The 11,690-nt window shown below is 71.0% G+C and carries 9 protein-coding genes; 6 read left to right on the top strand and 3 right to left on the bottom strand.

Going from position 1 to position 11,690, the window contains the following annotated elements:
• Positions 1-677: universal stress protein (locus QQK43_RS21620; protein WP_284309426.1), on the top strand; the 677-nt coding region annotated here is incomplete at its 5' end.
• Between the two features lie 10 nt (positions 678-687).
• Here QQK43_RS21620 and QQK43_RS21615 read toward each other — a convergent pair.
• Positions 688-1,173: a cyanophycin metabolism-associated DUF1854 family protein gene (locus QQK43_RS21615; protein WP_284309425.1), complete on the bottom strand. Its 486-nt coding sequence runs from the start codon at positions 1,171-1,173 to the stop codon at positions 688-690.
• A 20-nt stretch (positions 1,174-1,193) separates the two neighbouring features.
• The gene (locus tag QQK43_RS21610; RefSeq protein ID WP_234266290.1) at positions 1,194-3,500 is read right to left on the bottom strand and encodes a cyanophycin metabolism-associated ABC transporter; all 2,307 of its coding nucleotides are present in this window, start codon (positions 3,498-3,500) and stop codon (positions 1,194-1,196) included.
• 144 nt (positions 3,501-3,644) lie between these two features.
• Between QQK43_RS21610 and QQK43_RS21605 the strand changes: the two genes are divergently transcribed.
• The 4 genes from QQK43_RS21605 to QQK43_RS21590 all read left to right on the top strand — a co-directional run bounded on the left by QQK43_RS21605 (position 3,645) and on the right by QQK43_RS21590 (position 10,432).
• Positions 3,645-5,879 (top strand): cyanophycin synthetase, encoded by a 2,235-nt coding sequence (locus QQK43_RS21605; protein ID WP_284309424.1) that lies wholly within the window; start codon positions 3,645-3,647, stop codon positions 5,877-5,879.
• Positions 5,880-5,949: 70 nt separating this feature from the next.
• Positions 5,950-8,514 carry a cyanophycin synthetase gene (gene cphA / locus QQK43_RS21600; RefSeq protein ID WP_284309423.1) on the top strand — a complete coding sequence of 855 codons (2,565 nt, stop codon included), beginning with the start codon at positions 5,950-5,952 and terminating at the stop codon, positions 8,512-8,514.
• A gap of 83 nt (positions 8,515-8,597) precedes the next feature.
• The gene (locus tag QQK43_RS21595) at positions 8,598-9,101 is read left to right on the top strand and encodes a hypothetical protein (protein ID WP_284309422.1); all 504 of its coding nucleotides are present in this window, start codon (positions 8,598-8,600) and stop codon (positions 9,099-9,101) included.
• A gap of 8 nt (positions 9,102-9,109) precedes the next feature.
• Positions 9,110-10,432, top strand: coding sequence for a T6SS phospholipase effector Tle1-like catalytic domain-containing protein (locus QQK43_RS21590; RefSeq protein WP_284309421.1), 1,323 nt, complete (start codon positions 9,110-9,112; stop codon positions 10,430-10,432).
• A gap of 38 nt (positions 10,433-10,470) precedes the next feature.
• Here QQK43_RS21590 and QQK43_RS21585 read toward each other — a convergent pair whose 3' ends face one another.
• Positions 10,471-11,109: an NAD(P)-dependent oxidoreductase gene (locus QQK43_RS21585; RefSeq protein WP_284309420.1), complete on the bottom strand. Its 639-nt coding sequence runs from the start codon at positions 11,107-11,109 to the stop codon at positions 10,471-10,473.
• A 111-nt stretch (positions 11,110-11,220) separates the two neighbouring features.
• On the opposite strand from QQK43_RS21585, the gene QQK43_RS21580 reads away from it, so the two are divergent.
• Positions 11,221-11,690: LysR family transcriptional regulator (locus QQK43_RS21580; protein WP_284309419.1), on the top strand; the 470-nt coding region annotated here is incomplete at its 3' end.

Below are 11,690 nucleotides of genomic sequence, written 5' to 3'. Positions count from 1 at the left end.
CCCGGCCGCACGGTGTGGCGGTCGACATCCGCCTGGAAAACGGCGCGGCCGGCAGCGCGCTGCCGGCGCTGGCCGCCACCACTGGCGCCGACCTGATGGTGCTGGGCGCGCGCGGCGACAACCCGCTGCGGCACATGGTGCTCGGCTCCACCGCCACGCGCGTGCTGCGCCACAGCCCCTGTCCGGTGCTGCTGGCGCGCCAGCCCGATGCGGCCCCCTACCGGCGCGTGCTGCTGCCGATCGACTTTTCGCCCGCGTCGGCGCTGCAGATCCGGCTGGTGCGGACGCTGGCGCCGCAGGCCGGCCTGGTGCTGCTGCACGGCTTTGAAGCGCCCTTCGAAGGCCTGCTGCGCTACGCCAGCGTCTCCGCCGACATCGTGGCGCAGTACCGCGCCGAGGCGCGCGAGCGGGCGCTGCAGCAGTTGCGGGCCCTGGCTGCGGCCGAGGGCTTGCGCGAAGGCGACTACACGAGCTGGGTCGGTCATGGCGAGGCGGTCGGCCTGATCACCGCGCAGCAGGAACGCCTGGGCTGCGACCTGATCGCCATGGGCAAACACGGCACGCACGTGACCGAGGAGCTGCTGCTGGGCAGCGTGACCCGGCGCGTGCTCGACGAGAGCGACGCCGACCTGCTGGTGGTGGTGGAGCCGCAGCGGCCGGCCGTGGCGCCCGCCTGAAGGCGGCCGCTCAGAGAAAGCGCTCGATCAGCCGCCGGGAATGGCGGTCCAGCGCGAACAGGTCGCGCACCCGGAACACGGTGCCGTGCCCGCTGGTGATGAGCAGGCTGCCGCGCGCGCCGGGCAGGCGCCGGATGTCTTCTTCCGCCTTGAGCGCCAGCGTGGTCGGACCGCGGTCGGTCTCAACCTCCCAGAGGCTGGGCGTGGCGAAGGTCGAGACGCTGACGATGCGCTGGATCTCGGGCACGAATTCGCGCACCGCCAGCTCGGCCTCGATCAGCGCGCGCGTCTCGGCGGGCAGGTCGGCCAGGCGGTCGATCCACACCAGCTCGCGGCCTTCGGCGCTGACCAGCGACAGGCCTTCATCGGGCGCCGTGAGCGGAAAGGCGCGCACCGGCAGCGCGCCCACGTGCGCAACGCCGGCCGCGTCGGTGCACACCAGCCGGCCCAGCGGATCGCGCGCCAGGGTGAAAAAGGGCAGGGGAGAAGCGCTCATGCTCGGCTTTCGGCGGTGGGTCAGGCGGTGGGGCGGGACGGGGGCACAGGCTGGCGCGCCAGCAGCACGGCGTCGTGCTCGGAGTCGCCGTCGTCCTCCGCCTCGGCCTTGCGTGCCTGGGCTTCGTACAGGCGCCAGTACGCGCCCTGGCGCGCCATAAGCGTTTCGTGCGGCCCCACTTCGACGATCTCGCCACGGTCCATCACCACCAGCCGGTCGGCCTTGCGCAGCGTGGACAGGCGGTGCGCGATGGCGATGGTGGTGCGGCCCTGCACCAGGTTGTCCAGCGCCTTCTGGATTTCCTTTTCGGTCTCGGTGTCGACCGCCGAGGTGGCCTCGTCGAGGATCAGGAACTTCGGGTCGATCAGCAGCGCCCGCGCGATGCTGATGCGCTGGCGCTCGCCGCCCGACAGGCCCTGGCCGCGTTCGCCGACCAGCGAGTCGTAGCCCTGCGGCAGGCGCAGGATGAAGTCGTGCGCGTGCGCGGCGCGCGCGGCGGCCACGATCTGTTCGCGCGTGGCGTCGGGCCGGCCGTAGGCGATGTTTTCGGCGATGGTGCCGAAGAACAGGAAGGGTTCCTGCAGCACCAGGCCGATGTGGCGGCGGTAATCGGCCACGGCGATGCGGCGCAGGTCGATGCCGTCGACCTTGATCGAGCCGCCGCTGACGTCGTAGAAGCGGCACAACAGGTTGACCAGGGTGCTCTTGCCCGAGCCGCTGTGGCCCACCAGGCCGATCATCTCGCCGGGGCGGATGTCCAGGCTCAGGCGCCGGATAACAGAGCGGTTGCCGTAGCGGAAAGCCACATCCTCCAGCGTCACGCCGCCACTCAGGCCGGCTGGCGGCAGCGTCACCGGCTCGGCCGGCTCGGGCACGCTGGAGACGTGGTCGAGGATGTCGAAGATGCGCTTGGCACCGGCCGCGGCCTTCTGCGTCACGCTGACGATGCGGCTCATCGAATCGAGCCGGCCGTAGAAGCGCCCGATGTAGGCCAGGAAGGCCGAGAGCACGCCCACGGTGATCTCGCCGCGGCTGACCTGCCAGATGCCGAAGCCCCAGACCACCAGCAGGCCGATGTCGGTGAGCAGCGCCACCGTGGGCGAGAACAGGCTCCAGACCTTGTTGAGCCGGTCGTTGACCGCCAGGTTGGCCTGGTTGGCGTCGCGGAAGCGCCGCGCTTCGCGCCGTTCGGCGGCGAAGGCCTTGACCACGCGGATGCCGGGAATGGTGTCGGCCAGCACGTTGGTCACGTCGCCCCAGGCGCGGTCGATCTTCTCGAAGCCGGTGCGCAGCCGGTCGCGCACCACGTGGATCATCCAGGCGATGAAGGGCAGCGGCAGCAGCGTGACCAGCGCCAGCCAGGGGTTGATGGAAAACAGGATGGCGCTGGTCATGGCCAGCATCAGCACGTCGGTGGCGAAGTCCAGCGCGTGCAGCGAGAGAAACACCGAGATGCGGTCGGTCTCGGAGCCGATGCGCGCCATCAGGTCGCCCGTGCGCTTGGCACCGAAGTAGTCCAGCGACAGGCCCAGCAGGTGTTCAAAGGCGTGGGTGCGCAAATCGGCCGCGATGCGTTCGGACACCAGCGCCAGCACCCAGGTGCGCGCCCAGCCCAGGCCCCAGGCCAGCAGCGCCGAGCCCAGCAGACCGGACAGCAGCCACAGCACATAGACCGGATCGATGCGCTGGCCGTTCTGGAACGGGATCAGCACCTCGTCCATGAGCGGAATCGTCAGGTACGGCGGCACCAGGGTGGCGGCGGTGGCGGCCAGCGTCAGCAGGAAGCCGCTGAGCAGTTGGCCCTGGTACGGGCGCGCGAAGCGCCACAGCCGCAGCAGCACCCAGGTGCTGGGCGGGGTGTTGAGCTCGCGCGTGCAGACCGGGCATTCGTCGGAGTCTTCGGGCAGCGGGTGGTGGCACGAGGGGCAGTGGCCCGGGTCGTCGCCCGTCACGGGTGCCCCGTGCGCGCGGGCCTCCTGCAGCTGCTCGAAGCGCTTGGCCAGGCGCAGGGCCTGCACGTTGGCGCCCAGGGTGAAGCGCCAGCGCGCCCGCAGCGCCCCGCCGGCCTGCAGCTCCAGCGTGCCCACGCCCGCGTGGTCGGTGTGGCGCAGCACCAGGCCATCGGCCAGCGCAAAGGCCTGCCAGCGGCCTTCGCCGTCGCGGGCCAGCAGGCGTTGTTCGGTCAGCACCAGCAACCCCGGCACGAAGCGCAGCGCGTCGTCCAGATCGATCGCCAGCCGGGCCTGTTCGGTTTCGCCGGGCCAAAGCGCCTCGGCGCCGGATGGCGCGGGCGCCAGTGCCGGGGTGGTGGATCGAATGGGGGTCATGAAAACGGTGTCGTGAAAACCACTGGACGCGAATTTTCCATGATCTGAAAGCACCGGACACGGGCGGACGGTTCACAATATGGGATTGAGCGAGCAGCCGCTGGCCGGAGACACCGTGGCCTCGCCCCTGTCCACCACGCCATCATGCCCCTCGCCACGACCGAGATCCAACTCCTGCGCGTCACCTATCTGCGCGGCCCGAACATCTGGACATTCCGTCCGGTCCTGGAGGTCTGGCTGGACCTGGGGCCCCTCGAAGACTACCCCTCGAACCGGATTCCCGGTCTCTCGGACCGCCTGGTGGCGCTGCTGCCGGCGCTGGTGGAACACCACTGCGGGGTGGGCGAACGGGGCGGCTTTCTGCAGCGTCTGCACGAAGGCACCTGGGCCGGCCACATCCTGGAGCACTGCGTGATCGAGCTGCTGAACCTGGCGGGCATGCCCACCGGTTTCGGCCAGACGCGCAGCACCACCCGGCACGGCGTCTACCGCATGGTGTTCCGGGCACGCGACGAACAGGTGGCCCGCGTGGCGCTGGCCCAGGCCCATGCCCTGCTGACGGCCGCGATCCGCGACCAGGCCTTCGACGTGGCGGCCGCGGTGCGCGCCGTGCGCGACGCCATCGACGACAGCTACCTCGGGCCGTCCACGGCCTGCATCGTGGCCGCCGCCACCGACCGCCAGATTCCCCACATCCGCCTCAACGACGGCAACCTCGTGCAGTTGGGCTACGGCGCACGCCAGCGCCGCATCTGGACCGCCGAGACCGACCGCACCGGCGCCATCGCCGAGGGCGTGGCCGGCGACAAGGACCTGACCAAGACCCTGTTGCAGGCGGTGGGCGTGCCGGTGCCCGAGGGTCAGGCCGTGACCAGCGCCGCCGCCGCCTGGGAGGCCGCCTGCGACATCGGGCTGCCGGTCGCGGTCAAGCCCAGCGACGGCAACCACGGCCGCGGCGTGACGCTGGACCTGCGCGAGCAGGCCGACGTCGAGGCCGCGTTCGCGCTGGCCGACCGGCACGGCAGCGAGGTGCTGGTCGAACGCTGCATCCCTGGCAACGAGCACCGGCTGCTGGTGGTCGGGGGTGAAATGGTGGCGGCCGCGCGCGGCGAATCGGCCTGGATCACGGGCGACGGGCGCCACACCGTGGCCGAGCTGCTCGACCTGCAGATCAACACCGACCCGCGCCGCGGCACCACCGAAGACCACCCGCTCAACCGGCTGGACATCGCCGAAGACGGTGTGATCCGGCTCGACCTGCAGCGCCAGGGCCTCAGCCCCGAGACCGTGCCCGCCGCGGGCCGGCGCATCCTGATCCAGCGCAATGGCAACGTCGCCATCGACTGCACCGACGACGTGCACCCCGAAGTGGCCTACCTGGCCGGGCTCGCGGCGCGCACCGTCGGGCTGGACATCGCGGGCATCGACCTGGTGGCCGAGGACATCGGCCGGCCGCTGCACGAACAGGGCGGCGCCGTGGTTGAAGTCAACGCCGGGCCCGGCCTGCTGATGCACCTCAAGCCCGCCATCGGCCAGCCCCGGCCGGTGGGGCAGGCCATCGTCGAACACCTGTTCCCCACCAGCGAGGACGATGACGACAACGACCCGAACCCGGGCCGCATCCCGGTGGTCGGCGTGGCCGGCACCCGCGCCACGCCGCTGGTCGCGCGCGCCATCGCCTGGCTCACACGCCTGTCCGGCCTGTCCACGGGGCTGGCCTGTGCCGACGGCATTTTTCTCGGCCAGCGCCGCATCGAAGCCCCCGGGCCGGCGCTGGCGCGCGACTACTGGAGCGCCAGCCACCGGCTGCTGATGAACCGCAACCTGCGCGCGGCGGTGTTTGAAAACGGCCCGGGCCTGATCCTCGACGACGGCCTGCCCTACGACCGCTGCCTGATCGGCGTGGTCACCGACTTCGACGGCTGGCCCGACCTGGCCCGCCACGACGTGAGCGGCATCGGCGCCATGCGCAAGGTCATGCGCACCCAGATCGACGTGGTGCTGCCCGAAGGGGTGGGCGTACTCAACGGTGACGACGAGTGGGTTGCCGACCTGGCCGAGCTGTGCGACGGCGAAGTCCTGTTCTACGGCCGCACCGGCGCGCAAGGCCCGGCCAAGGTGATCACCAGCCACCTCGAACGTGGGGGCCGGGCCGCCCTGATGGATGCGCAGGGCCTGGTGCAACTGGCCGGCAGCCAGGGCAGCGAGCCCATCACCCCGATCGACGTGGCCGGCCTGCTGGCCCGCCACGGCCGCGCCGACGAGCCCGCGCTGGCCGATGCCCTGCTGGTGGCGATTGCCGCCGCCTGGGGCTTCGGCATCGCGCCGGAACTCGTCGCCGCCGGCCTGGAAACCTTCGTGCTCCACCTGCCCCGCTGACCGCTTCCCCGCCCAGCCCCGACGCCGCAGCCGCCTGCCGCTCACCCCCCAAAAAACCTACACGCCTTCCATGGACATCTCCCGCATCCGTGCGCTGCGCGGTCCCAACCTGTGGAGCCGCCAGACCGCCATCGAAGCCATCGTGGCCTGCGACGAACACGAACGCGCCCTGACCACACTGCCCGGTTTCGAGCTGCGGCTGCGCACCCTGTTTCCCGGCCTGGGCAACCTGCGGCGCCAGCCCGACGAAGCCTCGCTGGCCCACGTGCTGGAAGCGGTGGCGCTGGCCCTGCAGGCGCAGGCGGGCTGTGTGGTCAGCTTCAGCCGCACCACCGAAACCGTGGAGCGCGGCACCTTCCAGGTGGTGGTCGAATACACCGAAGAGGCCGTGGGTCGCCAGGCCCTGGCCGCGGCCGAAGCCCTGATTCAGGCCGCCCTGGCCGACCAGCCTTTCGATGTGGCGCAGACGCTGGCCGCGCTGCGCGAGCTGGACGAAGACGTGCGCCTGGGCCCGTCCACCGGCTGCATCGTGCAGGCCGCCGTGGCGCGCGGCATTCCCTACCGGCGCCTGACCAGCGGCAGCCTGGTGCAGTTCGGCTGGGGCTCGCGCCAGCGCCGCATCTGGGCCGCCGAGGTCGACTCCACCAGCGCCGTCTCCGAATCCATCGCCCAGGACAAGGACCTGACCAAGACCCTGCTGCGCGCGGCCGGCGTGCCGGTGCCCCTGGGCCGGCCGGTGGACAGCGTCGACGAGGCCTGGGAGGTCGCGCAGGAGATCGGCCTGCCCGTGGTGCTCAAGCCGCAGGACGGCAACCAGGGCAAGGGCGTCACCGTCAACATCGTCAGCCGCGACCACCTCGAAGCCGCCTACCGCGTGGCGGCCGAAATCGGCCAGGTGATGGTGGAGAAGTTCCTGCCCGGCAGCGACTTCCGGCTGCTGGTTGTGGGCGACAAGCTGGTCGCGGCGGCGCGCCGCGATCCGCCGCACGTGATCGGCGACGGCGAGCACACGGTGCGCGAGCTGGTCGACCAGGTCAACACCGACCCGCGCCGGGGCGACGGCCACGCCACCTCGCTGACCAAGATCCGCATCGACGACATCGCGCTGTCGCGCCTGCAGATCCAGGGCCTGTCGCCCGACGACGTGCCCGAAGCCGGCCACCGCGTGGTGCTGCGCAACAACGCCAACCTGTCCACCGGCGGATCGGCCACCGACGTGACCGACGACGTGCACCCCGAAGTGGCCGCGCGCGCCGTGACCGCCGCGCGCATGATCGGCCTGGAAATCTGCGGCGTGGACGTGGTCTGCGAAACCGTGGGCCGGCCGCTGGAGGAACAGTCCGGCGGCATCGTGGAAGTGAACGCCGCGCCCGGCCTGCGCATGCACCTGTCGCCCTCCTACGGCAAACCCCGGCCGGTGGGCGAGGCCATCGTCTCGCGCCTGTACGCGCCCGACGACGACGGGCGGGTGCCGGTGGTGGCCGTCACCGGCACCAACGGCAAGACCACCACCACGCGCCTGATCGCGCACCTGCTGGCGGCCAGCGGCCTGCGCGTGGGCATGACCAACACCGACGGCGTGTACGTCGACGGCCGCCAGACCGATTCCGGCGACTGCTCCGGCCCCAAGAGCGCGCGCAACGTGCTGATGCACCCCGATGTGGACGCGGCGGTGTTCGAGACCGCGCGCGGCGGCGTGCTGCGCGAAGGCCTGGGCTTCGACCGCTGCCAGGTGGCGGTGGTCACCAACATCGGCGCCGGCGACCACCTGGGCCTGAACTTCATCACCACGGTGGAAGACCTGGCGGTGCTCAAGCGGGTGATCGTGCAGAACGTCGCCAGCGACGGTTTCGCCGTGCTCAACGCCACCGACCCGCACGTGGTCGCCATGGCCGGCGTGTGCACGGGCGGCGTCATCTACTTCGCGGCCGACCGCCACCACCCGGTGCTGGCCACCCACCGCGCGCAGGGCCGCCGCTGCGTCTTCGTCGATGGCGGCCACATCATCGCGACCGAAGGCAACTGGCGCGAAAGCGTGTCGCTGCGCGACATCCCGCTGACGCGCGAGGGCAGCATCGGCTTCCAGGTGGACAACGCCATGGCCGCCATCGCCGCGGCCTGGGGCGTGGACCTGTCGTGGGAGGCGATCCGCGCCGGGCTGGCCAGCTTCGTCAACGACAGCGACAACGCCCCCGGCCGCTTCAACGTGATGGCCTACAAAGGCGCCACCCTGATCGCCGACTACGGCCACAACCCCGACGCGATGCGCGCGCTGGTGGCGGCGGTGGAGGCGATGCCGGCGCAGCGCCGCTCGGTGGTGATCAGCGGCGCCGGCGACCGGCGCGACGAAGACATTCGCGAGCAGACCCAGATCCTGGGCCGCGCCTTCGACGACGTCATCCTCTACCAGGACGCCTGCCAGCGCGGGCGCGAAGACGGCGAAGTGATCGCGCTGCTGCGCGAAGGCCTGGCCGACGCGCCCCGGACCACGCGGGTGGATGAAATCCGGGGCGAGTTCGTCGCCATCGACACCGCCCTGGAACGCCTGCAGCCCGGCGACCTGTGCCTGGTGCTGGTCGACCAGGTGGACGAGGCACTGGCCCACCTGGCCGCGCGCGTCGGGCAGGCGGGCTGAGCAGCGGCGCCGGTCGGGCACCGCGTTCGTTTATGCTTCCCGTCACCCCGGACTGAGGGGTATGACAGGGAGGAGAAAAACAGATGTCGATCCAGCACGTCTTTGCCCGCGGACTGGCCACGCTCGGCCTGCTCTGGGCGCTGGCCGCCTGCGCCACCGGACCGAAGCTGGTCTCGCACGCCTTCAGCTATGAAGGCTGGAACGACGGCTGGGCCCAACAAGCCGAACTGCTGGCGTTCAGCTACGGCGACCAATACGCACCAACGCGGGCCAACTCCCGGGATGACAAAGGCATAGGCAATTCATGGGGCGTCAACGGCCCCATGCCTGTGGGGGAATTCCTGTTCGTGAAGTGGCGGCTCAAAGCCACCGGTGAAGTCTTCGAGCAGCGCGTGGACCTGCGCCAACGCCTGCCCCGCGACATGACCGACCACGAGCTGACCTTCGTCATCGACGGCCCGCAGCTGTATGTCTACGTGGTCACCCCCGAACGCAAGCCGGCCTACGGTGCGCCCCCGGTTCTCAGGACCTGGCGCTCCAAGTTTGCCCAGGCCTACGAGATCTTCCCGAACGCGCCGTCCCGCTGAGGTGCCCTATGGGAACGTCCTTTGTCCGGGAACTGACGCCGCAAGAGCTGGCCCGCCTGCCGGCCGCGCGGCAAGCCATGGAAACCGCAGGAATGCAGGGCTGCGCCACCCGCTTCACGTTCTTCGCCGCCTTTGATGGCACCCACAACGATGAGGCCAACCTCAAGCTTTCCGGCGATCCGTATCCGACCAACATCAGTCAATTGGGTATGCAGGCCAGAGAGGCCGCAGAAAGCAATGCAGGCATAAGGGCTCGCTACTACCCCGGTGTCGGCACCGGCGGCGACCAGGGCGGTCCGCTGCAAGCCGCCTTCTTCCCCACCGACGCGATCCAGGCCGCCGCCGAAAAGGCCTACCGCGACTTCAGCGATGTCGCCATCGACTACCTCAAGACCACCCCCGGCGCCCAGGTGAGCGACCTGGGCGTGGCCGTTGCCGGCTTCAGCCGCGGCGCAGCCTCCGCCATCCGCTTCGCCCAGTTGCTCCACGAACGCGGTCTGGTGGCGCCCGATGGCCAGGTGCTGGCCCCTCCGGGCAGCATCCCCGTCACCGCGATGGCGCTGATCGATCCCGTGGCGCGTTTCGTGACCGCACCGATGCACATCCCGCCCAACGTGCAGGGCCAGGTGCTGTCGGTGATCGCCGAGCACGAGCACCGCAGCGACTTCCGCCCGCTGTACCCCGTCAACGATCCGCGCGTGACGCAGGTGCGCCACCCGGGCAACCATGTCGGCGTCGGTGGCGGCTACGACGCCCAGGGCACGGCAGCCCATGTGCTCGAAGGCATGACGGCGTATTTCCAGCACCGGGGCGTGGGCATCGCCGATGTGCCGCCCGAGCGCCGCCATGACCCGCAGGCGCCACAGCGGCTGTACACCGAGGTCTGGCAGACCGCCCGCAACGGCGACGTGCTGGAAGACAAGCACGGGCGCCGCCAGGCGCAATGGCGCCACGACGACCCCGCCCAGGGGCGCATCGGGGTGGCACCTCAGGTGCCACCGGCGCACGAGGCCTGGCTGGAGCGGTTCCAGCGCGAGGTGGGGCCGCGCCTGCAGGCGCTGGGCCATGACCGGCAGGCCTGCGAGCGCATCGCGGCCGGCTGCGTGTGCCGCTCGGCCGGCTACAGCCCGGCGAATGCCCCGCCGCAGTTCCTGCTCAGTGCGGACCAGACCCGGATCGGGGTGCTGCACCGCTCGGGCCTGCTGCAGGAAATGCCGCTTGGCCAGTTGCTGACCGAGCCGGCGCCCGCGCAGGCCGTCACCCCCGCAGCAGACCCGGCCCGAACACCGCCGCCGGTCCCGGCACACGAGCCGATGGTCCGGGGGCGCTGAGCAGCGGCCCTGGCGTGCCCCGGCTGGGGCATGCCGGATCAGTTCGCCACCGTGAAGCGCTGGCGGATGTGCTGGGGCTGTTCGATCTCGTCGACGATGGCCACGGCCATGTCCTGCACCGAGATGCGGCCGGGCCCGTCGCTGTTCATCAGCAGCGCGTCCTGGCCCACGCGGTACTGGCCGGTGCGCACCCCGGGCTCCAGCAGGATCGCGGGCGAGAGGAAGGTCCATTCGAGACCGGTTTCCAGGCGGATCAGGTTCAGCGCCTCGCGCGCCGCCAGCGCGCCCTGTTTCCAGTCGGCCGGGAATTCGGGCGTGTCCACCAGTTGCACACCGGGCGCCACGTACAGGCTGCCCGCACCGCCGACCACCAGCAGGCGCTTGGTGCCCGCGGCCTTGACGCCCGCGAAGATGGCGCGCGTGCCGGCCAGAAACTGGTCGTGGATGTCCGGCACCGTCCAGCCCGGGTTGTAGGCGCTGATGACGGCGTCCTGGCCCGCCGCAGCGGCCTGCACGTCCTCGGGGTTCTGCGCCGAACCGGCGCGCACCGTCAGCCCCGGGCGGGCCGCCAGTTTCTCCGGATGGCGGGCCAGCACCGTGACCTGGTGGCCGCGTTGCAGCAGTTCGTCGAGCACGGCCGAACCGACAAAACCGGTGCCGATGAGGGTGACTTTCATGGGAATCTCCAAAACAGGTTGATCGATGGGCTCTATGCTATGGGCCGCAAAATATCCCCGGTAGAGGGCATCTCAGGCCTTCTTTTTGAAGCTGTACTTCACAATCAACCCATGGACGATCTCCGGCGCATGGCCATCTTCGCCACCGTGGTGCAACACGGTTCGATGAGCGGCGCGGCGCGCGCGCTGGGCATGAGCCCGTCGGCCGTGAGCCAGCAGGTGCGCCAGCTCGAAACCGATGGCGGCGTCACGCTGCTGCACCGCTCCACCCGGCAACTGGCGCTGACCGAGGCCGGTGAGCGTTTTCACGAACACTGCGCGGCGCTGCTGCGCGCGGCCGCCCAGGCGCGCGCCGAACTCCAGCACACGCGGGAAGCCCCGGTCGGCCTGCTGCGCCTGTCGGCGCCGGTCGGGTTTGCGCGCCACATCGCCCCCGCACTCGGGCCGCTGCTGGCGCAGCACCCGGCGCTGCGGCTGCACCTGCTGGTGGACGACGCGCCGATCGACCTGATCCAGGCGCGCATCGACCTGGCGATCCGTTTCGGCCCGCTGCCCGATTCGTCGTGGGTGGCGCGCCGGCT

Origin of the sequence: Hydrogenophaga electricum, assembly GCF_030160815.1 — a bacterium.
Classification (GTDB): Bacteria; Pseudomonadota; Gammaproteobacteria; order Burkholderiales; family Burkholderiaceae_C; genus Hydrogenophaga; species Hydrogenophaga electricum.
This window is presented reverse-complemented; position numbering and strand designations above follow the sequence as displayed.